We start from the raw sequence: 21013 nt of genomic DNA, 5'->3' as shown, positions 1-21013 counted from the left end.
GTCGGCGGGGGTCGCGCACCGCGGGGCTCGACGCGGTGGCCGCGCGGCGGCTCGTACGGCCGCTGCGACGGCTGATGACGGGACGCACCACCACCACGATCACCCACGACCTGACCCCGGCGCCCGACGCCGACCGCGTCCTCGTGATGGACGACGGCCGGTTGGCGGAAGTGGGGAACGCACACGGAAGTGCCGGGGGCCGACGGGGTGTACGCCGGGCTGGTGGGGGCCGGGGCGGTCGAGGCACGGATCGCGTAGGAGGCCGTGCCGCAGGGCGGCCGGCCGCCCTGCCCGGTGACCTTTCCTCGCCGCCGGGCCAGGGGCCGGCCGACTGACCGGCCGACGCCCATGGGGCTGGGACGGTCCGTCCTCGGGGCGCGGAGCCGGGGCGGCTACGGGACCTCGGGTGGTGGGGTCGTGGCGCCGGGGAGGCGGATCGTCACGACCGTGCCGCCGCCCTCGGCCGTGCTCAGTGACACCTCGCCGCCGGGCCAGGGGCCGGCCGACTGACCGGCCGGGACGGTCCGTCCTCGGGGCGCGGAGCCGGGGCGGTCACGGGGCCTCGGGTGGTGGGGTCGTGGCGCCGGGGAGGCGGATCGTCACGACCGTGCCGCCGCCCTCGGCCGTGCTCAGTGACACCTCGCCGCCGGCCTGCCGCACCGTACGGGCCACGATGGACAGCCCGAGGCCCGAGCCGGGCAGGGCGCGGGCGCTGGGGGAGCGCCAGAAGCGGTCGAAGACGTGCGGGAGTTCGTCGGCGGGGATGCCGGGGCCGTGGTCGCGGACGGTCAGGACGCCGTCGTTCACCGCGACCTCGATCGTGCCGCCGTTCGGACTGAACTTCACCGCGTTGTCGAGGACGTTGACCACCGCGCGCTCCAACGCCGCCGGTTCCGCCCGTACGTACCACGGCCGCACGTCCGCCGTGATCGTCAGCTCCGGGCCGCGCAGCCGGGCGCGGCGCAGGGCCGACTCGACGCTGTCCTCCAGCGACACCACCTGCACACGTTCGCCCCGCTGGCTCTCCGACCGCGACAGCTCCTGCAGGTCGCCGATGAGCGCCGCCAGTTCGGTCATCTGGGCCTTGACCGAGGCGAGCAGCGCCTTGCGGTCGGCCTCGGGCAGGGGGCGGCCGGTCTCCTCGCTGCGGGTGAGCAGTTCGATGTTGGTGCGCAAGGACGTCAGCGGGGTGCGCAGTTCATGGCCGGCGTCCGCGATGAGCTGCTGCTGCAGCTCGCGGGAGCTGGCCAGCGCCGACGTCATGGAGTTGAAGGAGCGGGAGAGCCGGGCGACCTCGTCCTCGGAGTCGTCCTCCACCGGGATGCGGATGCTGAGGTCCTCGGTGCGGGCGACGTGTTCCACGGCGTCCGTGAGCCGGTCGACGGGGCGCAGACCCGCACGGGCCACGGCGAGCCCGGCGGCTCCGGCGCCGACCACTCCGATGCCGGAGACGATCAGCAGCAGCAGGGCGAGTTCGTTGAGGGTGCGCTGCGTGCCGTTGAGGGAGATACCGACGACCAACGAGGAGTCATCGGCGATGTACTGCTGGCCGGGGCCGACCTTGACCACGAGCGCCGTGGTCAGCACCCGGACCGGACCGCCGTCGCTGGTCTGGCCCGTGCGCAGCGTGTCCCCGCGCTCCTGCGGTGCCTTGGCCATGGCGATGTCGCCGTCGGTCACGACGACCGTGCCCGCGGAACCGGCGAACGGGCACGCCTCGCCGTCCGACCGCACGATCTGGACGTAGCTGTCGTACCGGGGCCCGACCGGGCCGGTCGCCGGGGACTGCCCGCACGCGCCGAGCGCCGCCGCGACCTCGATCCGGTTCACGGCACCGACGGACGACCGCAGGTCGTTGTCGATCGCGTCGTACAGCTTGCCCCGCACCACGAACCAGCAGCTCACCGAGACCGCCGCGACCGCGAACGCCACCGCCGCCGCCACCAGCAGGGCCAGCCGGGAGCGGATCGGCAGGGCGCGGAAGCGGCGTCCGAGCCGGTTCACTCCGCGCCGCCCTGCCGCAGGACGTACCCCACCCCGCGCACCGTGTGGACGAGCCGCGGCTCGCCGCCCGCCTCCGTCTTGCGGCGCAGGTACATCACGTACACGTCCAGCGAGTTCGACGACGGCTCGAAGTCGAAGCCCCACACCGCCTTCAGGATCTGCTCCCGGGTGAGCACCTGGCGCGGATGGGCCATGAACATCTCAAGGAGCGTGAACTCCGTGCGCGTCAGCTCCACCGGCCGAGCGCCCCGCGTGACCTCGCGCGTCGCGAGGTCCATGCGCAGGTCGGCGAAGACCAGGGCCTCGTCCTCCTCCGCGCCGGCGCCGGCCACCGCGGCGGCGTAGGAGCTGCGGCGCAGCAGCGCGCGGATACGGGCGAACAGCTCGTCCAGCTCGAAGGGCTTGACCAGGTAGTCGTCCGCCCCGGCGTCCAGGCCCGTCACCCGGTCGCCGACCGTGTCGCGGGCCGTCAGCATCAGGATGGGCGTGGTGTCGCCGGCGCCGCGGATGCGGCGTGCGGCGGTCAGGCCGTCCATGCGGGGCATCTGGATGTCGAGGACGACCAGGTCGGGCCGGTACGCGGTCGCCTTCTCCAGGGCGTCCGCGCCGTCGACCGCGACCTCCGTGTCGTAGCCCTCGAACGCGAGGCTGCGCTGGAGAGCTTCGCGCACCGCCGGCTCGTCGTCGACGATGAGAATGCGCTGGGGGTCACGGTCGCCTTCGGCGGGGCTCATGCTCGGGTTCCTCGGGTGCGGTGGGGCGGGGCGGCGGACTGGACGTACTGAACGCCTTCAGCCTCGCATGCCTCCTGGTCGGCGCGTGGAGAAGACGGGCCGGGTGAGATCAGCCGTGCATCGCGGAGAGACGATTCAGCGTCACCTTGCGGCGGTGCGGACGGGTGGCAGTAGTGCGCAGGCCCATCATCTGCGGGGCCACCTCCGGCGCCCCGGCCGGTGCCGTCGGCGCGTGCAGCTCGTCCGCCACGCCGAGGGCCACGGCGGGGCCGGTCAGGCCGACACGGGTCACGTGGTGCGAAACGTGCTTCATCATGTTCTGCTCCCTTGTTCGGTGGGTCGAGTTCTTGGCCTCAGTCCGTGGAGCCGGCCCGCAGCTTCGCCAGGTCGGCCTTGACCGTGTTGATCGGGATGGCGAAGCCGAGGCCCACGCTGCCCGCGTCGGAGGACGAGTCCGCCGCCGAGTACATCGCGGAGTTGATCCCGATGATGTTGCCGTTCGTGTCGATGAGCGCGCCGCCGGAGTTGCCGGGGTTGAGGGAGGCGTCGGTCTGGAGCGCCTTGTACGTCGTCGTGGACGACCCGGTGTCGCCGTTGAACTCCTGGCCGCCGAACTCGAACGGCCAGCCGCCGCCCTGTTGCTGCTGTTGCTGCTGACCCTCGTCCGTGGAGACGGTCACGTCGCGGTCCAGCGCGGAGACGATGCCGCTGGTGACGGTGCCGGTCAGGCCCTCGGGCGAGCCGATCGCCACGACCTCGTCGCCGACCTGCACGCCGTCGGAGTCGCCAAGGGTCGCCGCCTTCAGGCCGGAGGCGTCCTCCAGCTTGATCAGGGCGAGGTCCTTGCTGCTGTCGGTGCCGACGACCTGCGCGGTGTACTCCTTGCCGTCGTTGGTCGTCACCGTGATCCGGGAGGCGCCGGAGATCACGTGGTTGTTGGTGATGATCTCGCCGTCACCGGTGATGATCACGCCGGAGCCGGTGGACGAGCCGGCGTGGGAGGTGGCGCTGATCTCGACGATGCTCGGGCTGACCGCCCTGGCGACGCCGGCGACCGTGCCCTTCTGACCGGTCGGCACGACGTTCGTGCTGGTACTGGAGGAGGCCACCGTGTCGGTGCCGGCCAGTTCCTGGATGCCGTACGCCGTGCCGCCGCCGACGGCCGCGGCGACGATCGCGACGGCGGTCAGCAGTCCGACCGGCCCCCGGGTGCGCTTCTTCGCCGGGGGCGGCGCGGCGAGGGGCTCCGCGAGGAGGGCCGTCGGCTGCTGCCCCGGCGCCCCGGCCGTCGGCCGGTGCGACGGCGGGGGCGGCCACTCGGGGTCGACGGGAGAGGAGGTGACGGGAGAGGGGGCGTGCTGCTGGACGCCCTGGTACGGGTTCTCGTGGGGCTCGTACGCGTCGTCGCGGCGGAAGCTCTCGGTCATGTTCATGAGCTTCCCGCCCGACCATGAGAGCTCCCTGAGTGCTGCCTGAGAAGCCCGGCAGAACCTCGTATGCCCGATATAAAGCCGCTTCTCGCGGGTCGCCGGGGCCTCTCAGACAGGTCTCATGCGGCGGTCACTCGCAGCCGCAGGAGCGCCGTATCACCAGCCGTGACGGGAACACCTTCAGCCGCTCGCGCCGCGACCCGGCCACGCGCAGCCCGTCGTCGAGGACGAGGTCCACCGCCGCCCGGGCCATCGTCGACCGGTCGGACGCGACCGTGGTCAGCGGCGGGTCGGCGAGCGCCGCCTCCTTGATGTCGTCGAAACCGGCCACGGCCAGCTCCCCGGGCACGTCGATCCGCAGCTCGCGCGCCGCGCGCAGCAGGCCGATGGCCTGGTCGTCGGTGGAGCAGAAGACGGCGGGCGGACGGTCCGGCCCCGACAGGAACTCCAGGGCCACCCGGTAGGCGTCGTAGCGGTTGTACGGCGCCTCGAACAGCCGTCCCTCGGTCGGCAGCCCGGCCTCCTCCATGGCGCGCCGCCAGCCCTCGACGTGGTCGGAGACCGGGTCGCCGACGGCCGGGGTGTCCGCGGTGCCGCCCATACAGGCGACGTAGTCGTAGCCGTGCTCCAGCAGATGGCGGACGGCGAGCTGGGCGCCGCCCAGGTCGTCCGTGACGACGGCGACGTCGTCGATGGCCTCGGGGCGCTCGTGCAGCAGCACGACCCGGGCGTCCCACGCCTCGATCTCGGCGGCGGCCAGGTCGTTCAGCGCGTGGCTGACCAGGATGAGGCCGGAGACCCGCATCCCGAGGAACGCCCGCAGGTAGTGGACCTCGCGCTCGGCGACGTAGTCGGAGTTGCCGACGAGCACCATCTTCCCGCGCTCGGCCGCTGCCCACTCGACCGCGTGCGCCATCTCCCCGAAGAAGGGCTGGCGGGCGTCCGGGACGATCAGGCCTATGAGGTCGGTGCGCCGGGAGGCCATCGCCTGGGCCACCCGGTCGGGCCGGTAGCCCAGCTCCTTGATGGCGGCGAGGACACGCTCGCGCGTGGCCGGGGCGACCGGCCGGGGTCCGTTGTTGATGACATAACTGACCACGGCGGTGGAGGTCCCCGCCAGCCGTGCCACATCATCCCGAGTCACCTTGGCCACGCGCGGAGTCTACGCGGATGGACCGGCTCTGGGCAGGGCGTACGGCGCCTTGTCCGTACGCGCGCAGGAGCGGGCGCGCCTGCTGAGGGACGCCCGCGCGCCCGCCACCCCTCCCGCGGCGCGATCCGAACGACGGGCCCTAGGCGTCGGCGCGGACCTCGGTGGCGTCCAGCGCGGCCGTCTCGTCCGCATCCTCCGGCTTCGCCCGGGCGGCCTTGGCCTCGCTCGCGGCGCGGTCCACCTTCTCCGGAGTAACGAATCGATAACCGACGTTCCGGACGGTCCCGATCAGCGACTCGTGCTCGGGTCCGAGCTTCGCGCGCAGTCGCCGTACGTGCACGTCGACCGTGCGGGTACCGCCGAAGTAGTCGTAGCCCCAGACCTCCTGCAGCAGCTGGGCGCGGGTGAAGACGCGGCCCGGGTGCTGCGCGAGGTACTTGAGCAGCTCGAACTCCTTGAAGGTGAGGTCCAGCACGCGCCCCTTGAGCTTGGCGCTGTAGGTCGCCTCGTCCACCGACAGGTCGCCGTTGCGGATCTCCATCGGGGAGTCGTCGTTGACGATCTGCTGGCGGCCCATGGCCAGGCGCAGACGCGCCTCCACCTCGGCGGGGCCGGCGGTGTCGAGGAGTACGTCGTCGATGCCCCAGTCCGCGGTGACGGCGGCGAGGCCGCCCTCGGTCACGACGAGGACGAGGGGGCAGCCGGGGCCGGTGGAGCGCAGCAGCTGGCAGAGGCTGCGGACCTGGGGGAGGTCCCGGCGGCCGTCGATGAGAATGACGTCGGCACCCGGGGTGTCGACGAGAGCGGGTCCTTCCGCCGGAGCCACGCGCACGTTGTGCAGCAGCAGGCCGAGTGCGGGCAGCACCTCCGTCGAGGGCTGGAGAGCGTTGGTCAGGAGCAGCAGAGAACTCATACGTCTGGTTCCTCCTCGGTCCCTGCGAGGACGTTGTGCGGTGCGGCACTGCTCTGCGATCCCGGGGCCCCGTACACCGGCGGTCACCTGCGGTTCTCCGCCTCGTATACAACGCTTCCGAAAGCACAAAAGGACCCGGGGGCTACGCTGCCCGAGTCCTCTGCCCAGCAGAATAGCCCACATGAGCAACGGTCCGGCAGGCCAAGCGGCACGTTCCACCACGGTTCGTCCACACTATGAGACGTCCGGAGCGACCAGACCCGCACCTTTGCGGACGTTCCTGCACACCGCCGACGGTGTGCGGATCGACGCCGTATACGAACCGGGCGAGGTCGTATACGAAACCTCCGCGCCACCCTTCGACCATCCGGCGTTCGTCGTGGCGCACGGTTTCACCGGCGACGCGGACAAGCCGCACGTGCGCCGGATCGCCCGCGTCCTCGCGCGGTACGGCGCCGTGGTCACATTCTCCTTCCGGGGGCACGGGGCGTCCGGGGGACGCTCGACCGTGGGCGACCGCGAGGTGTTCGACCTGGCGGCGGCCGTGGCGTGGGCGCGGGAACAGGGGCACGCGCGCGTGGTCACCGTCGGCTTCTCGATGGGCGGCTCGGTGGTCCTGCGGCACGCGGCGCTGAACGCCCGGCAGACCGACGCGGTGGTGTCGGTGAGCGCCCCGGCCCGCTGGTACTACCGCGGCACCGCGCCCATGCGCCGCCTCCACTGGCTGGTGACCCGCCCCGAGGGCCGTCTGCTCGGGCGCTACGGCCTGCGCACGCGGATCCACCACCGGGGCTGGAACCCCGTCCCCCTCTCGCCGGTCGAGGCGGTCCCCCGGATCGCGCCGACGCCGCTGCTCGTCGTGCACGGCGACCGCGACGGCTACTTCCCCGTCGATCACCCTCGCATGCTGGCCGAGGCCGCCGGTGACCACGGCGAACTCTGGCTGGAGCCCGGCATGGGCCACGCCGAGCACGCGGCCACCGACGCGCTCCTGGCCCGGATCGGGGACTGGGCCGTCGGTGCGGCGGGCTAGCCTGGCGGTGTTCACAGCCAGGTTCTGCCGATTGACTTGAGGACGAGATGGCAAAGGTCACGGTGCGCTACTGGGCGGCCGCGAAGGCCGCGGCCGGGATCGCCGAGGAGCCGTTCGACGCGGGCACGCTCGCCGAGGCGCTCGCCGCGGTGCGCGAGCGACACCCCGGTGAACTGGTGCGCGTCCTGCAGCGATGCTCGTTCCTCGTCGACGGTGCCCCCGTGGGCACCCGCGGGCATGAGACGGTACGGCTGGCCGAGGGCGGCACGGTCGAGGTGCTCCCGCCGTTCGCAGGAGGGTGACCACACCGATGAGCAACCAGCCGTACGAGGGCGGGCCGTACGAGGGGCCGTACGACGGCGGGTACGACCCGTACCAGCAGGGACAGCCCCGGTACCAGCAGGGGCAGCCCCAGTACCAGCAGCAGCCCGAACACCAGCAGCCGCAGTATCAGCAGGGACTGGCGCAGCAGCAGTACCCGCAGCACCAGCAGGGTCAGTCGCAGTACCAGCAGACCCCGCAGCACCAGCAGGGTCAGTCGCAGTACCAGCAGACCCCGCAGCACCAGCAGGGTCAGTCGCAGTACCAGCAGACCCCGCAGCACCAGCAGGGTCAGTCGCAGTACCAGCAGGCGATGTCCCCCTACCCGCAGGGGCAGCCGCAGTACCAGCAGGGCCGGCATCACCCGCAGGGTCGGTTGGAGCAGCCGCCCGCCGCCGAGCACACCCAGCGGTGGGACGGCCGGACCTGGGACACGCAGGCCCAGCCGGTCCCGCCGCGCGTCCCGCAGCCGGCGCCGGAGAGCGGGCAGTGGGCGCAGCAGCCGTACCAGCAGCCCCAGCCGGCGCCGGAGGCCCCGGAGGCTCCGGCGGGTTCCGAGAAGCCGCTCACGGCCGCTCAGCGGGCCCGGCTGGAGGGGCGGTCGCCGATCATCGAGCCCGGACTGCAGCCCGCCGCGCTCACCGCGGTGCTCGGTCTGCTGCTGGCCGGGGGCGCGGCGCTCGCCTCGTACGCCCTGCTCGTCCCGCTGGTCCTGCTGCAGGCCGTCACGGCCGCGGGCTGGTTCCGGCTGAACGGGATGTGGCCGGCTCGGCAGGGCATCGCGCTGGCGTTCGCGGGCGGGGTGACCGCGGACGTGGCGCTGCTGGTCGCGGGGCGTGAGCAGGCGCCCTCCGCGATCCTGGGCACGCTCGGGGTGTGGGTGCTGCTGACCCTGGTGCTGCAACTGCGCTCGCACGCCGATCCGGACACGCGGATGTACGGCCTGATGGCGACCGTCGTGTCGGCCGCGCTGGCCATCGTCGCGACCGGCCACCTGGCCGCCGAGCCGGACGCGGTGACCGTCGGCGCCGTCGCGGTCGCCGCGGCGGTCCTGGCCCGCGCGCTGCCGCTGCCCACGCCCGCCTCCGTGGTCGTCGCGCTGCTCGCGGCGGCCGGTGCGGGCATCGCGGTGGGCGGGGCGACCGGCGTGGGCAACGCGGGCGCGCTGCTCGGCGCGGCTGCCGGGGCGTGCGCGCTGATCGGGCACCGGGTGGCGAGCTACGACTACCCCTCCCGTTTCGTCCACTTCACGGCCGGTGTGGCCCTGCCGCTGAGCGCCGCGGCGCCGGTGCTGTGGGTGCTGGGGCGGGCGCTGGTCTGACGGACGGCGCGTCACAGCTGATCGACAAATTCCCGGCGCGCGTTCCCTTTGGCGTTACGGTGACCGTCGTCCGTGACCGACCGGCTGGGTGGGAATTATGCGCGCGCTGCGAATACTTCTGATCGTCGTCGTGATCCTGGGCGGCCTGTTCGTGGCCGCCGACCGGCTCGCGGTCAACTTCGCCGAGGGCGAGGTCGCGGACCGGCTGCGCACCTCCGAGGGCCTGGCCGGCACACCCGAGGTGTCCATCAACGGCTTCCCGTTCCTCACCCAGGTGGCCGGCGGCACGCTGGACGACGTCGAGGTGGGCATCCAGGACTACGAGGCGGCCGCGGGCGACGGTGAGCGGATCCGGATCGACGACCTGCGGGCGCACATGCGGGGCGTCGAGTTCTCCGGCGACTTCGGCTCCGCCACCGCCGCCTCCGCCACCGGCACGGCGACCATCGCGTACGACGAGCTGCTCAAGGCCTCGAAGTCCGAGCCCACGCAGGTCGCGCCCGGCATCACCGCCCGAGTGGTGAGCCTCGCCGACGGCGGCAACGGCAAGATCAAGGTCGGCCTGGAGATCGACGCCCCGGTGATCGGCACCGAGCAGCTGTCGGTGCTCAGCACGGTCGGCGTCAAGGGCGACACCGTCGAGGTGCGCACGGACTCGCTGCCGGACGTGGCGGGCCTGAACCTGGCCGAGAACGCGATGCGGGAGACAACCGACTTCCAGCAGGCCATCGACGACCTCCCCGGCGGCATCCAGCTGGACAAGGTCGAGGCGGCGCCGAACGGGTTGGAGATCTCGGTGAAGGGTTCGAACGTGCGGCTGGCCGGGTAGGACGCGCCGGATGCGCTCCGGTCGTCCGACAGGCGAGACGCCCACGTCCGTACCGCAGAAGTGACGGCACCAACAAGCGCCCGGGAGTCGTGTCACGGCCTTCGGGCGCTTCGGTCATTCCACATGCCGGACAATCGTGTCTCATGATCCGACACGCCGGTGACACGCCCGCCCGACCGTCCCTAAGCTCGACGCCATGAAGCGACAGGCGGATCTCACGAAGCGGCGGGCAGTCGACCTGTGCCGCGTTGCCGCCATGCTCTGTCGCCCCTTCTGAGCGGAAGCCCCGACTCCCGCGTTCACTTCCTGCCCTGCTCAGGGCATTGGCGTGCCGCGCCGCTGTCGGCCCGCGCGCCCCTTCGCACTCGCACGCCCCGCCGCAACTGCCCCGGAGGAGAAGAGCATGAGCCGCAGCGACGTCCTGGTAGACGCCGACTGGCTGCAGGAGCACCTGGACGACCCGAACATCGCCGTCGTCGAGGTCGACGAGGACACCTCCGCGTACGACAAGAACCACATCAAGAACGCCATCCGGATCGACTGGACCAAGGACCTCCAGGACCCGGTGCGCCGTGACTTCATCGACCAGGCGGGCTTCGAGAAGCTCCTGTCGGAGAAGGGCATCGCCAACGACACGCTGGTGATCCTCTACGGCGGCAACAACAACTGGTTCGCCTCGTACGCCTACTGGTACTTCAAGCTCTACGGCCACGAGAACGTCAAGCTGCTCGACGGTGGCCGCAAGAAGTGGGAGCTGGACGCCCGCGAGCTGGTCGAGGAGGTGCCGGAGCGCCCGGCCACCGACTACAAGGCCAAGCCGCAGGACACCTCGATCCGCGCCTTCCGCGACGACGTGGTCGCCGCCATCGGCGCGCAGAACCTGGTCGACGTGCGCTCGCCCGACGAGTTCTCCGGCAAGCTGCTCGCCCCGGCGCACCTGCCGCAGGAGCAGTCGCAGCGTCCGGGCCACGTCCCGACCGCGCGCAACATCCCCTGGTCGAAGAACGCCAACGACGACGGCACCTTCAAGTCGGACGAGGAGCTCAAGGAGCTCTACACCGAGGAGAACGTGGACCTGTCCAAGGACACCATCGCCTACTGCCGTATCGGTGAGCGCTCCGCGCTGACCTGGTTCGTGCTGCACGAGCTGCTCGGTGTCGAGAACGTCAAGAACTACGACGGCTCCTGGACCGAGTACGGCTCCCTGGTCGGCGTGCCGATCGAGCTCGGCGCCAACAAGTAACCACCCCGACCGACCTTCCGGTCAGACCCCTCTTTGGAGAAGGACATGTGTGGAGCGAAGGCCGGCGGCCCCGACGCCTCGACGATCAAGCCCGGTGAGACCACCATCCAGGGTCAGGTGACCCGGGACGGCGAGCCGGTGACGGGCTACGTCCGTCTGCTGGATGCGACCGGCGAGTTCACGGCGGAGGTGCCGACCTCCGCGACGGGCCAGTTCCGCTTCTACGCGGCCGAGGGCACCTGGACCGTCCGCGCCCTCGTCCCCGGGGGCGCCACCGCCGACCGCACGGTCGTCGCCCAGCAGGGTGGCCTGGCGGAGGTCGCGATCGCGGTCTGAGGTACGGCGCCGGCGGAGGCCGCGTCCCGCGGGTTGGACACCTGGGACGCGGCCCTCTCGCCTGCGCGGAGCCGCGTTCGTGGATCTACGCTGGTGGTATGTACGCGCGGCGACGGCACGTCTACTTCGCCATGATGGGCCTGTGCATCGGCCTGTTCGTCCTGGCGTGGGGAGTCGTGCGCCTGTGGTCGACGCCGGCGGCCGTCGGCATGTGCGTGGTCGCCATGGTGATCCCACCCGTCGCCGCGATGATCGCCAACCGGCGGGGCCCGGAGGACCGCTGGTGGGACGACCCCTCCGGAGACCCCCAGTCCGACGAGTGGTGGGACGAGCTGGACGGCAAGAAGAAGCCGCGGTAGGAAGGCGGGCATGTCGCCCGCAAGGCTGTCCACCGTGGTGCTGGACGCGCACGACGCGCACGAACTGGCCGGCTTCTACGTCCGCCTGCTGGGGTACGCGGTGCGCCGCGAGGAGCCCCACTGGGTGCTCATCGGCCCGCCGCCCGGCACGGAGGGCACGGCCCTGGCGTTCGAGACGGAGCCCGCGTACGTGCGTCCGGTCTGGCCCACCCGGCACCCCGGCGACCAGCAGATGATGCTCCACCTCGACGTCGAGGTCGACGATCTGGCGGGGGAGACCGCGCGGGCGCTGGCCGAGGGTGCGACCCTCGCCGAGTACCAGCCGCAGAGCGACGTACGGGTCCTTCTGGACCCCTCGGGCCACCCCTTCTGCCTCTGGACGGATTCCCCTCAGCCGCCGCTTCAGTAGACGAGGGCCTGCGTGTCCTCCGCGAGCGCCTCCTGCACGAACACCTGCGCCCCCGCGATCCGCACGCCCTCGATGACGTCCTTCTCCGTGATGTCCCGGCGGGCCGCGCACTGGGTGCACAGGGTGAGGCGACCCGAGGTGAGGACCGAGTCGATCAGGTCGGGCAGCGGCGCGGCATGCGGCAGCTCGAACTCGGCGGCCCGCCCCGGCAGCGCGAACCAGGCGGACTCACCGGTCAGCCAGACGGACACGTCCACCCCGCTCGCCACGGCCACCGCGGCGACTGTGAACGCCTGCGAACACCGCTCAGGAGCATCGGCCCCCGCGGTCACCTTGATCACCAGCTTCTTGGCCATGACTGAATCGTAATCAGGATCCTGCGGAGCCAGCGGCCGGGGCGAAGGGCGTACCTCACAAGGAGGGCCGTGTCCCAGCCGCGTAAGCTGGGGCACGGCCTTGTGCACCACGCAACCCGCTCACCAAGGAGCAATCCCGTGATCGCCTTCTTCGAAGTCCTGTTGGTCCTGGTCTGCGTCGGCGTCCTCGCCTTCACCGGTCTGGCCGTGAAGAAGCTGTACCAGGGCCAGCGCTGAACCCCGTCCCTACCCGTACGAGACGTCTGAGCTGCTCATGATCGAGATCCCGTCCGACCTCCACAAGGACCTCGTCCCCCTCGTCTTCCTGCTCGGCAATTGGGCGGGCGCGGGCGTGCACGACTTCCCCGGCGCCGAGAAGTGCAACTTCGGGCAGGAGGTCACCTTCACGCACGACGGCCGGGACTTCCTGGAGTACCACTCGCACACCTGGGTGCTCGACAAGGACGGCAACAAGGTCAGGCCGCTGGAGTCGGAGCACGGCTTCTGGCGCGTCGACGCCGACCGCAAGGTCGAGGTCACGATGACCCGCGACGACGGTGTCATCGAGGTCTGGTACGGCGAGCTGGCCGACCAGAAGCCGCAGATCGACCTGGTCACGGACGCGGTCGCGCGCACGGCGGCCTCCCGCCCGTACAGCGGCGGCAAGCGGCTGTACGGCTACGTCAAGGGCGACCTGATGTGGGTCGGCGAGAAGCAGACCCCTGAGGTCGAGCTGCGGCCGTACATGTCGGCCCAGCTGAAGAAGGTCGTCACCCCGGAGGACGTCGAGCGCTGGGCGAAGGCCCTCCCGGACGACCTGCCGGACGACGGGATCGCTTTCTTCAAGTAGCCATAGACTCGTGGGTGTGGTGAGCACCGACTGGAAGAGCGACCTCAGGCAGCGCGGCTACCGGCTGACGCCGCAGCGGCAACTCGTGCTCGAAGCCGTGGACACCCTGGAGCACGCGACCCCCGACGACATCCTGGCGGAAGTGCGCAGGACGGCGTCGGGGGTCAACATTTCCACCGTCTACCGCACCCTGGAGCTCCTGGAGGAGCTCGGGCTGGTCAGCCACGCCCACCTCGGCCACGGGGCGCCGACGTACCACCTCGCCGACCGGCACCACCATCTGCACCTCGTCTGCCGCGACTGCACCAAGGTCATCGAGGCGGACGTCTCCGTGGCCGCCGAGTTCACCGTCAAGCTGCGCGAGACGTTCGGGTTCGACACCGACATGAAGCACTTCGCGATCTTCGGCCGGTGCAAGGACTGCGCGGCGTCCGACAGTACGACTGGCAAGAGTTCAACTACCGAGTCGTAGGCTTAGGCGTATGAAGAGCCCCCTGCTGTCCCTGCCCGGCGCCGTCCCCGCCGAAGGGGTGGACGAAGGTGTCGCCGCCCACTACGGCGACCTGTTCCGCGAGCAGCGTGCCCTCGCCGACGGCACCGGTTTCGTCGACCTCTCGCACCGAGGGGTCGTCACCGTCTCCGGCGAGGACCGGCTGAGCTGGCTGCATCTGCTGCTCACCCAGCACGTCAGCGAGCTGCCCGCGGGTGAGGCCACCGAGGCGCTGGTCCTGTCCGCGCACGGCCACATCGAACACGCGCTTTACCTCGTGGACGACGGCACGACCGTCTGGGCCCACGTCGAACCCGGCACCCAGGACGCGCTGATCGCCTACCTGGAGTCGATGAAGTTCTTCTACCGGGTCGAGGTCGCCGACCGCACCGGCGACTACGCGGTCGTCCACCTCCCCGCCGGTTCCATCACCGAGGTGCCGGAGGGGGTCGTCGTACGGGAGACGGCGCACGGCCGCGACCTGTTCCTGCCCCGCGCCGACCTGGAGGCGTACGCCGCGAAGGCCGGGCCCGCGGCCGGGATCCTGGCGTACGAGGCCCTGCGCGTCGAGCAACACCGGCCCCGGCTCGGTTTCGAGACCGACCACCGCACCATCCCGCACGAGCTGGGCTGGATCGGCACCGCGGTGCATCTGCAGAAGGGCTGCTACCGGGGACAGGAGACGGTCGCCCGGGTGCAGAACCTCGGCAAGCCGCCGCGCCGGCTGGTCTTCCTCCACCTCGACGGCAGCGAGGTGCACCTGCCGCCGCACGGCACCGAACTGCGGCTCGCGGACGAGGGCCCCGACGGTCGCAGGATCGGCTTCGTGACGACGTCCGTACGGCACCACGAGCTGGGTCCGGTGGCGCTGGCGCTGGTGAAGCGGAACGTGCCGGTGGACGCGCGGCTGGTGGCCGACACGACGGCCGCCGCCCAGGAAGTCGTCGTCGAGCCGTAGGGGCGGCCCTGCGGCCCGGCCGGCAGGTTCTTGGTGCCCCGGCACTAGATCTCCAGCAGGACCGTGAACGGGCCGTCGTTCGTCAGCGAGACCCGCATCTGCGCGCCGAACCGGCCCGTCGCCACCGTCGCCCCCAGGGCGCGCAGCTGCGCGACCACCTCGTCGACCAGCGGCTCGGCCACGTCGCCGGGAGCGGCGGCGTTCCAGGTGGGGCGACGGCCCTTGCGGGCGTCGCCGTACAGGGTGAACTGGCTGATCACGAGGAGCGGGGCGTCGATGTCGCTGCACGACTTCTCGTCGGGCAGCATCCGCAGCGACCACAGCTTGCGGGCGAGCTGGGCCGCCTTCTCCTTGGTGTCCTCGTGCGTCACGCCGACCAGGACGCACAGCCCCTCGCCGGTGACCTCCCCGACGGTCTCGCCGTCAACGACGACGCTCGCGCCGTCCACCCTCTGCACCACTGCACGCATACGACCATCATGCCGGGCGCCGTCGCCGGGCTTCGCCAGTGGTCCGTACCAGCATTCTTTTTGATCCCTTAGCCCCCATCTGGGGCTGTTCGGGGGCACTCGGTCACATAGTGGCCACTTGGGGTGGCACGATGCTGCCACACGCCGGTCGAGGGGACGGTAGAGGCACATGAGAACACCGAGTACCGGGCAGCCGCCTGGGGCTGTCTCGTTGACCCACGCGGGAGCCGGAGAGTCACTCCGGCCACCCGTGCAACGCACCGACAGCCCGCAGCTGCCGCCCGATCCGCCCGCGCACGATCTGACCGCGCTCAACCTGGCCGAATTGCGCGCCCTGCGCCGGGACGCCCAGCGCGACGAGGCCGATCTCAGCTACGTACGGCGGCTGCTCCAGGGGCGGATCGACATCCTGCGCGCGGAGCTGGCGCGCCGGGGGCAGGAGTCCCCGGTGGACACGGAGGCGGTGGAGGCGTCCGTCGTCGCCCGGCTGCCGGAGATCCTCACGGACGCCCCGGCCCGGCACCGTTCCTCCGCGCGCCACGTGACGCTGGGCACCCCGCACAACGAGGAGTACCGGCGGCTGGCCGCGGACATGCTGGCCGAGGTCGAGCTGTCCGCGCTGGACGCGCGCACCGACCTGGAACTGACCACCGCGATGGGGCGGCTCGTGCGCTACGAGCAGCAGGTGTCCCGGCGGCGGCAGCGGCTGCAGCGGACCGCCGACGAGTGCAGCGCGGAGATCGCGCGGCGGTACCGGGAGGGGGAGGCGCAGGTCGACGACCTGTTGATGTGACGGCGCCGGGGCGGGAAAAACCCGAGACACCCGCCCCGTCGTCTGCCTACCGTGCAGCTATGACGCGCCACGACGAACTGCCCGTACGCCCGATCACCGAAGCCGAGTTCGCGGACTGGCAGCGGGCCATGAGTGTCGGGTTCCTGCAACGGCCCACGCTGAGCGAGGAACAGCTCGACGCACGACGGGCCCAGTTCGTGCCGGGGCGGCTGCTCGGGGCGTTCGACGGGGAGCGGTGCGTGGCCACGTTCCGTTCCTTCGCGCAGGAGGTCACGGCCGTGGGCGGCGCCTTCGTGCCCGCCGACGCCGTCTCCAACGTCACGGTCAGCCCCACGCACCGGCGCCGCGGCCTGCTCAGCCGCATGATGACCCGGGACCTGGCGGCGGCGAAGGAGCGCGGCGACGTCGTCGCGACGCTCATCGCCGCCGAGTACCCCATCTACGGCCGCTACGGCTTCGGCCCGGCCACCTGGGCCGCCGAGTGGACCGTCGACGTGCCGCGGACCGGCCTCGACCGCCGCTGGTCGGGGCCGCAGGACGGCGGGCGGATCGACCTGGTGGACGCCGAGGACGTCCGCAAGCTCGGCCCGGACCTGCACGAACGCCTGCGCCGGGCCCAGCCCGGCGCGGTCAGCCGCAACGAGCTGTGGTGGCGGATCAACACCGGCGCCGCACGCGTCGGCAGCTCCTGGACCGAGCCGTACTACGCCCTGTACCGCTCGGCCACGGGTGAGGTCGAGGGTCTGGTCTCCTACGAGTCCGACGACACGTGGCACGGCAAGCAGCCGCAGAACACGGCCGACGTTAACTGGCTGATAGCGGTGACGCCGGCCGCCGAGCGCGCCCTGTGGCACTTCCTGTGCTCGATCGACTGGATCACGCAGGTGAAGTCGGGCTGGCGGGCCCCGGACGACCTGCTGCCGCTGTTCCTGCCGGACCCGCGTGCCGCCCGGCTGACCATGCAGGCCGACTGGCTGTGGGTGCGGCTGCTGGACGTCGTACGGGCGCTGGAGGCGCGGACGTACGAGGGCTCGGGTTCGCTGGTGCTGGAGGTCGTGGACGCGGGAGGGCTCGCCGGCGGGCGGTACCGGCTGGAGGCGTCGGAGCAGGGCGCGTCCTGCGTGCCGAGCACGCGGAGCGCCGATCTCACGCTGGACGTCGGTGATCTCGCGGCGCTGTGGCTGGGCGGCGAGTCGGTGGTGCGGCTGGCGGCGCTGGGCCGGGTGCGGGAAGAACGAGCGGGCGCCGCCCGTTCGGCCGACGCCCTGCTGCGCACGTCCAGGCGGCCTTGGTGCCCGGACCTGTTCTGAGTGCTCCTGTCTGACGGGGACGGGTGGACGTATCCGCTATCCGTAGCGTGCTCTTCAGTTGTGACTGATCCCTCTGCTTGTTCAGTTGTCGCTGTTCAGTTGTCGCTGTGTAGTTGTGGCTGTGCCGACCGACCGAGCTCCCGGCTCCCCTCCGGAAGGGAGCCCGGTCAGCCCGTCTGGGCGAGCAGCATCACCAGGAGCACTGCTCCGATGCCGCCGATCATGGTGTTCTTGGCCTTGATCCCGATGGTGAGCGCGACCAGGGCGACGAGGCCCATCGGTCCGAACTTCCACTGGACGAACTGTTCGACCCCGATGGCCAGGGTGGCGATGACGATGGCGATGAGCGGCATTCGGTCCCCCTTCGAAAGTTCCGCCCTGGTGGCCAACCCTCGAGACTATTGACCATGTTGCCGAAGTTGGCGACCAACTTCACTGTACTTATCTCCACTTGGAAGCGTCTCATAACCACCTACTTCTGAACTGCCGCAAGATGGCGGGAAGTTGTAGTGTTTGGTTGTGGACCGGGAACACGTCTCCGTCAATGGGCGGAAGAGGCCACAGCCGACACAGATGTCACACCACGAGGTGGCCGACGAACTGCGCGCCCGGATCAGGGCCCGGATCCTGAAGCCGGGCCAGCGCATGCCCACGCAGGCCCAGCTCGCCGACGAGTTCGGCGTGGATCGGGGGACGGTCCGGCATGCCCTGCGCATCCTGCACCAGGAGCAGCTGCTCACCAACGTGTCCAAAGGGAGCCCGGCGACGGTGGCGCCCGATCCCGACCGGGCGCTGACCGGCCCGGCGGCCCCGCCGCAGCCCACCACCGTGGCCCTCGCCCCCCGGATAGCGGCCGCCTTCGCGGCGCCGCACGTGGAGATCGACGCCCTGTGCCTGACCTCGATATCGCTCACGCTCTCGATCGGCGAGCCGCTGCGCCGGATCCACGCGGGTGAGCTGAAACCGGCCAAGGTCGACGTGCGGGTCCTGCTGCCCAGCCGGGACATCGACCTCGCCTTCCCGGTGGCGGTGGACCCGGCGGACGCCGATCGGCTGCACCAGCGGTGGCTCGCGATGCGCAACGCCCAGGGGCAGGTGCTCCAGCACAACCTGCTGGCGCTGCGCTCCACGCACGGGATCGACGTCCGCGTCTCCTTCCGGGCGCTGCCGTTCACGCCACCGGTGAAGCTGTACCTGCTCAACGGCTCGGAGGCGCTGTTCGCGTACTACACGCTCAAGCGCCGTGAGGAGCAGATCGACCAGGAGCAGCTCCAGTTGTACGACGCCGAGGGCACCCGGTCGATCCTGTTCGCCTTCGAGCAGGGGGCCGGCCTGCGTGACGCGGCGTTCGTGGAGCAGTCGCACCTGTGGTTCAACGCACTGTGGGAGACGATCAGTTCGGAGTTGGTGCTCACGAACTGACGCCTCCCTGGGTTGCGGCACGGGATTGCGGGCCGGTCACATGGCGGGGCCGGTCACGAGGAGTGCGAGCACGACCGCCCCGATGGAGCTGACGGCCGGGCTCTTGGCCTTGATGCCTATGGTGAGCAGGAGCAGACCGACCACACCGGTGGCGCCGTACTGCCATGCGACGATCTGCTCGAAGCCGACGACGAAGACCGCGGAGAGGAGAGCGAGGGCTGGCACGGTGTTCCCCCTTCGGGCTGCCGGGGAGGCAAAGCTTCCGCCAACTCGGGTGAAGTAGCGGGAAGTTGGCAACCAACTCTGCTTGAGTTGTCCCCACTTGGCAGATATCCATAAACAACTCGCAGGCAACTGCCGTTAGATGGTTTTGAGTTGTAGCGTTTGGTCGTGACTCAGGAGAACGTGGCAGTGAACGGCAGCAGAAGGCTCTCGCCCCAGGAGATCGCCGACACCCTGCGGGACCGCATCCGCAGCGGCGACCTCAAGGCGGGCGACCGCCTGCCCACCCAGGCCGAGCTGGCCGAGGAGTTCGGCGTGGAGCGCGGCACCGTGCGCCAGGCGCTGCGCCTCCTGCAGGACGCCGGCCTCCTCAGCAACGTCAGCAAGGGCAGCCCGCCGCGCATCGCGGAGCCCGCCGTGGCGAGCAGCGAGCCCCAGCCCACGATGGTTGGCCTCGCGCCCCGCCTGACGGCGGCCTTCTCCGAGCCGCACGTCCGCATCGACGCCGCCTGCCTGACCGCCGAGACCCTGATGCTGGCCCTGAGCGAGCCCGTCCGCGCGATCCACGAGGGCCGCGTCCGCCCCGAGTCCGTCGACGCCCGCATCCTGCTGCCCTCCCGGGACATCAACCTCGCCTTCCCGATCTCGGTGGAGGGAGGCGGTGACGACGACCCGGTCCACCAGCGCTGGCTCGCGATGCGCAACGCCCAGGGGCAGGTGCTCCAGCACAACCTCCGCGCCCTGCGCACCTCGCACGGCATCGACGTCCGCGTCACCTTCCGGGCGCTGCCGTTCACGCCGCCGGTGAAGCTGTACCTGCTCAACGGCCGCGAGGCCCTGATCGCGTACTACATGGTCACCCGCCGCGCCGAGGACGACGGCAGCGGCCCCCTGGACATGTACGACGTCCTGGGCACCGAGTCCCTCCTGTTCTCGTTCGAGCAGGAAGCCGGCCGCCGGGACGCGGCCTTCGTGGAGCAATCGCAGATGTGGTTCGACGCACTCTGGGAAACCATCACGACGGACCTGACACTCTCCTAGTGACTTCTGATACGACCCAGACTGATCAGGTGACATCGGCGGCCCCACAGACCCGCGACGACACCGAACGGGTGCGGGCCCTGGTCGCACGCGCACGCGTCGTCCTCTGGGACTTCGACGGCCCGGTCTGCCGGCTCTTCGCCGGCCACTCGGCGGAGGGCGTGGCGAGCGACCTCGTGGAGTGGCTGGAGGGCCGAGGGCTGCACGGGCTGCTGACGGAGCAGGAGCGCCAGTCCCTTGACCCGCATGCCGTTCTGCGCGCCGTCGACCTGCGCCAGCGCGGCAGTGACCTGGTGGCCGAGCTGGAGGAACGTCTCACCAAAGAGGAACTGAAGGCCGCACCCCTGGCGATGCCCACCGCGTACGCCGACCCGTTGATACGCACCTGGACGGCCGTGGGATCCCGGCTGGCGATCACCACCAACAACTCCCCCCGCGTGGTCCGCGAGTACCTGACGAGCCGCGGCCTGCTCGGCTGTTTCGCGCCGCACGTCTACGGCCGCACCCGGGAACTGCGGCACCTCAAGCCCGACCCGCACTGCCTCAACCGCGCCCTGCACGCGCTCGGCGCGGCTCCCTCGGCCGCGCTGATGATCGGCGACACACCCTCCGACCTGGAGGCCGCGCGGCGGGCCGACGTTCCGTTTCTCGGCTACGCGCGTAACAGGGCCAAGGAGAAACTGCTCCGCGACGCCGGCGCCACCGACGTCGTCGGCTCGCTGGAGACGGTGCTGGATGCGGTGCGGGGTCAGGCCTGAGTCATCAGCAGCGCCAGCACCACGACGGCCCCCACGGCCACACCGCTGTGGCGTGCCCGTATGCCCACGCCGATGAGGAACAGGAGCGCCACGCCCACCAGGCCGAGCCGTGTCTGCGCCAGCAGGCCGATGAAGACCTCCAGGAGTCCCCGCGATGCCTGAAGCAGAAGCATCCACATTCCCTCCACCTCCCCTCCACTTACGGTGAAGCGATCAGGTACCAGTCCAATTGGACTGGTTGCTTGGTGTGGGTCTCCC

The 21013-nt window shown here is 71.1% G+C and carries 28 protein-coding genes; 17 read left to right on the top strand and 11 right to left on the bottom strand.

What is annotated here, in order from left to right; all coding sequences use genetic code 11:
- Positions 1 to 552 precede the first annotated feature (552 nt).
- The 6 genes from IPT68_RS17170 to IPT68_RS17145 all read right to left on the bottom strand — a co-directional run bounded on the left by IPT68_RS17170 (position 553) and on the right by IPT68_RS17145 (position 6234).
- On the bottom strand, positions 553 to 2004 hold the full coding sequence (locus IPT68_RS17170; RefSeq protein WP_189701798.1) for a HAMP domain-containing sensor histidine kinase: 1452 nt from the start codon (positions 2002 to 2004) through the stop codon (positions 553 to 555).
- Complete coding sequence (locus IPT68_RS17165) at positions 2001 to 2738, bottom strand: response regulator transcription factor (RefSeq protein WP_189701799.1); 738 nt, start codon at positions 2736 to 2738, stop codon at positions 2001 to 2003. Before IPT68_RS17165 ends, IPT68_RS17170 begins: the two co-directional genes overlap by 4 nt.
- 109 nt (positions 2739 to 2847) lie before the next feature.
- Positions 2848 to 3054 (bottom strand): hypothetical protein, encoded by a 207-nt coding sequence (locus IPT68_RS17160; RefSeq protein ID WP_189701800.1) that lies wholly within the window; start codon positions 3052 to 3054, stop codon positions 2848 to 2850.
- Between the two features lie 37 nt (positions 3055 to 3091).
- Positions 3092 to 4171, bottom strand: a complete 1080-nt coding sequence (locus IPT68_RS17155) for a S1C family serine protease (protein WP_373300749.1) — start codon at positions 4169 to 4171, stop codon at positions 3092 to 3094.
- Positions 4172 to 4298: 127 nt separating this feature from the next.
- Positions 4299 to 5321: a LacI family DNA-binding transcriptional regulator gene (locus IPT68_RS17150; protein ID WP_189701802.1), complete on the bottom strand. Its 1023-nt coding sequence runs from the start codon at positions 5319 to 5321 to the stop codon at positions 4299 to 4301.
- Positions 5322 to 5460: 139 nt separating this feature from the next.
- Entirely contained in the window at positions 5461 to 6234 is a 774-nt protein-coding gene (locus IPT68_RS17145) for a winged helix-turn-helix transcriptional regulator (RefSeq protein WP_189701803.1), read from the bottom strand.
- A 181-nt stretch (positions 6235 to 6415) separates the two neighbouring features.
- On the opposite strand from IPT68_RS17145, the gene IPT68_RS17140 reads away from it, so the two are divergent.
- The 9 genes from IPT68_RS17140 to IPT68_RS17105 all read left to right on the top strand — a co-directional run bounded on the left by IPT68_RS17140 (position 6416) and on the right by IPT68_RS17105 (position 12085).
- Complete coding sequence (locus IPT68_RS17140) at positions 6416 to 7267, top strand: alpha/beta hydrolase (RefSeq protein ID WP_189701804.1); 852 nt, start codon at positions 6416 to 6418, stop codon at positions 7265 to 7267.
- 47 nt (positions 7268 to 7314) lie between these two features.
- Entirely contained in the window at positions 7315 to 7569 is a 255-nt protein-coding gene (locus IPT68_RS17135) for a MoaD/ThiS family protein (protein WP_189701805.1), read from the top strand.
- An 8-nt stretch (positions 7570 to 7577) separates the two neighbouring features.
- Entirely contained in the window at positions 7578 to 8909 is a 1332-nt protein-coding gene (locus IPT68_RS17130) for a hypothetical protein (RefSeq protein WP_194073986.1), read from the top strand.
- A gap of 97 nt (positions 8910 to 9006) precedes the next feature.
- Positions 9007 to 9738, top strand: coding sequence for an LmeA family phospholipid-binding protein (locus tag IPT68_RS17125; RefSeq protein ID WP_189701807.1), 732 nt, complete (start codon positions 9007 to 9009; stop codon positions 9736 to 9738).
- A 196-nt stretch (positions 9739 to 9934) separates the two neighbouring features.
- Positions 9935 to 10015 (top strand): Ms5788A family Cys-rich leader peptide, encoded by an 81-nt coding sequence (locus IPT68_RS35015; RefSeq protein ID WP_350751515.1) that lies wholly within the window; start codon positions 9935 to 9937, stop codon positions 10013 to 10015.
- A gap of 126 nt (positions 10016 to 10141) precedes the next feature.
- Positions 10142 to 10981 carry a sulfurtransferase gene (locus IPT68_RS17120; protein ID WP_189701808.1) on the top strand — a complete coding sequence of 280 codons (840 nt, stop codon included), beginning with the start codon at positions 10142 to 10144 and terminating at the stop codon, positions 10979 to 10981.
- Between the two features lie 45 nt (positions 10982 to 11026).
- Positions 11027 to 11317 carry a DUF1416 domain-containing protein gene (locus IPT68_RS17115; RefSeq protein WP_189701809.1) on the top strand — a complete coding sequence of 97 codons (291 nt, stop codon included), beginning with the start codon at positions 11027 to 11029 and terminating at the stop codon, positions 11315 to 11317.
- Between the two features lie 98 nt (positions 11318 to 11415).
- Positions 11416 to 11676, top strand: coding sequence for a DUF3099 domain-containing protein (locus tag IPT68_RS17110; protein ID WP_189701810.1), 261 nt, complete (start codon positions 11416 to 11418; stop codon positions 11674 to 11676).
- Between the two features lie 10 nt (positions 11677 to 11686).
- Positions 11687 to 12085: a VOC family protein gene (locus IPT68_RS17105; protein WP_189701811.1), complete on the top strand. Its 399-nt coding sequence runs from the start codon at positions 11687 to 11689 to the stop codon at positions 12083 to 12085.
- On the opposite strand, the gene IPT68_RS17100 is transcribed toward IPT68_RS17105, so the two are convergent.
- Complete coding sequence (locus tag IPT68_RS17100; RefSeq protein WP_189701812.1) at positions 12079 to 12441, bottom strand: DsrE family protein; 363 nt, start codon at positions 12439 to 12441, stop codon at positions 12079 to 12081. The genes IPT68_RS17105 and IPT68_RS17100 overlap by 7 nt on opposite strands.
- Positions 12442 to 12715: 274 nt before the next feature.
- Between IPT68_RS17100 and IPT68_RS17095 the strand changes: the two genes are divergently transcribed.
- From IPT68_RS17095 to ygfZ, 3 genes are read left to right on the top strand one after another with little or no spacing between them, the layout of a single operon-like run.
- Positions 12716 to 13291, top strand: coding sequence for an FABP family protein (locus tag IPT68_RS17095; RefSeq protein ID WP_189701813.1), 576 nt, complete (start codon positions 12716 to 12718; stop codon positions 13289 to 13291).
- Positions 13292 to 13307: 16 nt separating this feature from the next.
- Positions 13308 to 13763, top strand: coding sequence for a Fur family transcriptional regulator (locus IPT68_RS17090; RefSeq protein ID WP_189701814.1), 456 nt, complete (start codon positions 13308 to 13310; stop codon positions 13761 to 13763).
- A gap of 10 nt (positions 13764 to 13773) precedes the next feature.
- Positions 13774 to 14739, top strand: a complete 966-nt coding sequence (ygfZ, locus tag IPT68_RS17085; RefSeq protein WP_189701815.1) for a CAF17-like 4Fe-4S cluster assembly/insertion protein YgfZ — start codon at positions 13774 to 13776, stop codon at positions 14737 to 14739.
- Positions 14740 to 14783: 44 nt separating this feature from the next.
- Here ygfZ and dtd read toward each other — a convergent pair whose 3' ends face one another.
- A complete protein-coding gene (dtd, locus tag IPT68_RS17080) occupies positions 14784 to 15209 on the bottom strand; it encodes a D-aminoacyl-tRNA deacylase (RefSeq protein ID WP_189701816.1) in 426 nt (141 codons plus the stop codon).
- A 169-nt stretch (positions 15210 to 15378) separates the two neighbouring features.
- Between dtd and IPT68_RS17075 the strand changes: the two genes are divergently transcribed.
- Positions 15379 to 16002, top strand: a complete 624-nt coding sequence (locus tag IPT68_RS17075; RefSeq protein WP_189701817.1) for an RsiG family protein — start codon at positions 15379 to 15381, stop codon at positions 16000 to 16002.
- A gap of 59 nt (positions 16003 to 16061) precedes the next feature.
- Positions 16062 to 17312 (top strand): GNAT family N-acetyltransferase, encoded by a 1251-nt coding sequence (locus IPT68_RS17070; RefSeq protein WP_189701818.1) that lies wholly within the window; start codon positions 16062 to 16064, stop codon positions 17310 to 17312.
- Positions 17313 to 17479: 167 nt separating this feature from the next.
- Here the strand turns inward: IPT68_RS17070 and IPT68_RS17065 are convergent, their stop codons facing one another.
- Positions 17480 to 17665, bottom strand: a complete 186-nt coding sequence (locus tag IPT68_RS17065) for a hypothetical protein (protein WP_189701819.1) — start codon at positions 17663 to 17665, stop codon at positions 17480 to 17482.
- A gap of 160 nt (positions 17666 to 17825) precedes the next feature.
- Here IPT68_RS17065 and IPT68_RS17060 point away from each other — a divergent pair, with 160 nt between their 5' ends.
- Entirely contained in the window at positions 17826 to 18734 is a 909-nt protein-coding gene (locus IPT68_RS17060; RefSeq protein ID WP_189701820.1) for a winged helix-turn-helix domain-containing protein, read from the top strand.
- 36 nt (positions 18735 to 18770) lie between these two features.
- Here IPT68_RS17060 and IPT68_RS17055 read toward each other — a convergent pair whose 3' ends face one another.
- Entirely contained in the window at positions 18771 to 18959 is a 189-nt protein-coding gene (locus IPT68_RS17055; protein ID WP_189701821.1) for a hypothetical protein, read from the bottom strand.
- Between the two features lie 159 nt (positions 18960 to 19118).
- On the opposite strand from IPT68_RS17055, the gene IPT68_RS17050 reads away from it, so the two are divergent.
- Complete coding sequence (locus IPT68_RS17050) at positions 19119 to 19997, top strand: GntR family transcriptional regulator (RefSeq protein ID WP_189701822.1); 879 nt, start codon at positions 19119 to 19121, stop codon at positions 19995 to 19997.
- Positions 19946 to 20755, top strand: coding sequence for an HAD family hydrolase (locus tag IPT68_RS17045; RefSeq protein WP_189701823.1), 810 nt, complete (start codon positions 19946 to 19948; stop codon positions 20753 to 20755). Before IPT68_RS17050 ends, IPT68_RS17045 begins: the two co-directional genes overlap by 52 nt.
- Here the strand turns inward: IPT68_RS17045 and IPT68_RS17040 are convergent.
- The gene (locus tag IPT68_RS17040; protein ID WP_189701824.1) at positions 20746 to 20928 is read right to left on the bottom strand and encodes a hypothetical protein; all 183 of its coding nucleotides are present in this window, start codon (positions 20926 to 20928) and stop codon (positions 20746 to 20748) included. The two genes, IPT68_RS17045 and IPT68_RS17040, sit on opposite strands and share 10 nt — an antisense overlap.
- Between the last annotated feature and the right edge of the window lie 85 nt (positions 20929 to 21013).

Source organism: Streptomyces chromofuscus, assembly GCF_015160875.1.
Classification (GTDB): domain Bacteria; phylum Actinomycetota; class Actinomycetes; order Streptomycetales; family Streptomycetaceae; genus Streptomyces; species Streptomyces chromofuscus.
This window is presented reverse-complemented; position numbering and strand designations above follow the sequence as displayed.

What these genes read in the sequence shown, in the direction of transcription:
- IPT68_RS17100 (WP_189701812.1), bottom strand. Translation starts at nt 12,441, where the DNA reads ATGGCCAAGAAGCTGGTGATCAAGGTGACCGCGGGGGCCGATGCTCCT.
- IPT68_RS17115 (WP_189701809.1), top strand. Translation starts at nt 11,027, where the DNA reads ATGTGTGGAGCGAAGGCCGGCGGCCCCGACGCCTCGACGATCAAGCCC.
- IPT68_RS17160 (WP_189701800.1), bottom strand. Translation starts at nt 3,054, where the DNA reads ATGATGAAGCACGTTTCGCACCACGTGACCCGTGTCGGCCTGACCGGC.
- IPT68_RS17155 (WP_373300749.1), bottom strand. Translation starts at nt 4,171, where the DNA reads ATGAACATGACCGAGAGCTTCCGCCGCGACGACGCGTACGAGCCCCAC.
- IPT68_RS17075 (WP_189701817.1), top strand. Translation starts at nt 15,379, where the DNA reads ATGAGAACACCGAGTACCGGGCAGCCGCCTGGGGCTGTCTCGTTGACC.
- IPT68_RS17105 (WP_189701811.1), top strand. Translation starts at nt 11,687, where the DNA reads ATGTCGCCCGCAAGGCTGTCCACCGTGGTGCTGGACGCGCACGACGCG.
- IPT68_RS17120 (WP_189701808.1), top strand. Translation starts at nt 10,142, where the DNA reads ATGAGCCGCAGCGACGTCCTGGTAGACGCCGACTGGCTGCAGGAGCAC.
- IPT68_RS17165 (WP_189701799.1), bottom strand. Translation starts at nt 2,738, where the DNA reads ATGAGCCCCGCCGAAGGCGACCGTGACCCCCAGCGCATTCTCATCGTC.
- IPT68_RS17125 (WP_189701807.1), top strand. Translation starts at nt 9,007, where the DNA reads ATGCGCGCGCTGCGAATACTTCTGATCGTCGTCGTGATCCTGGGCGGC.
- IPT68_RS17110 (WP_189701810.1), top strand. Translation starts at nt 11,416, where the DNA reads ATGTACGCGCGGCGACGGCACGTCTACTTCGCCATGATGGGCCTGTGC.
- IPT68_RS17145 (WP_189701803.1), bottom strand. Translation starts at nt 6,234, where the DNA reads ATGAGTTCTCTGCTGCTCCTGACCAACGCTCTCCAGCCCTCGACGGAG.
- IPT68_RS17130 (WP_194073986.1), top strand. Translation starts at nt 7,578, where the DNA reads ATGAGCAACCAGCCGTACGAGGGCGGGCCGTACGAGGGGCCGTACGAC.
- IPT68_RS17095 (WP_189701813.1), top strand. Translation starts at nt 12,716, where the DNA reads ATGATCGAGATCCCGTCCGACCTCCACAAGGACCTCGTCCCCCTCGTC.
- IPT68_RS17135 (WP_189701805.1), top strand. Translation starts at nt 7,315, where the DNA reads ATGGCAAAGGTCACGGTGCGCTACTGGGCGGCCGCGAAGGCCGCGGCC.
- ygfZ (WP_189701815.1), top strand. Translation starts at nt 13,774, where the DNA reads ATGAAGAGCCCCCTGCTGTCCCTGCCCGGCGCCGTCCCCGCCGAAGGG.
- IPT68_RS17065 (WP_189701819.1), bottom strand. Translation starts at nt 17,665, where the DNA reads ATGCCGCTCATCGCCATCGTCATCGCCACCCTGGCCATCGGGGTCGAA.
- IPT68_RS17070 (WP_189701818.1), top strand. Translation starts at nt 16,062, where the DNA reads ATGACGCGCCACGACGAACTGCCCGTACGCCCGATCACCGAAGCCGAG.
- IPT68_RS35015 (WP_350751515.1), top strand. Translation starts at nt 9,935, where the DNA reads ATGAAGCGACAGGCGGATCTCACGAAGCGGCGGGCAGTCGACCTGTGC.
- IPT68_RS17040 (WP_189701824.1), bottom strand. Translation starts at nt 20,928, where the DNA reads ATGCTTCTGCTTCAGGCATCGCGGGGACTCCTGGAGGTCTTCATCGGC.
- dtd (WP_189701816.1), bottom strand. Translation starts at nt 15,209, where the DNA reads ATGCGTGCAGTGGTGCAGAGGGTGGACGGCGCGAGCGTCGTCGTTGAC.
- IPT68_RS17140 (WP_189701804.1), top strand. Translation starts at nt 6,416, where the DNA reads ATGAGCAACGGTCCGGCAGGCCAAGCGGCACGTTCCACCACGGTTCGT.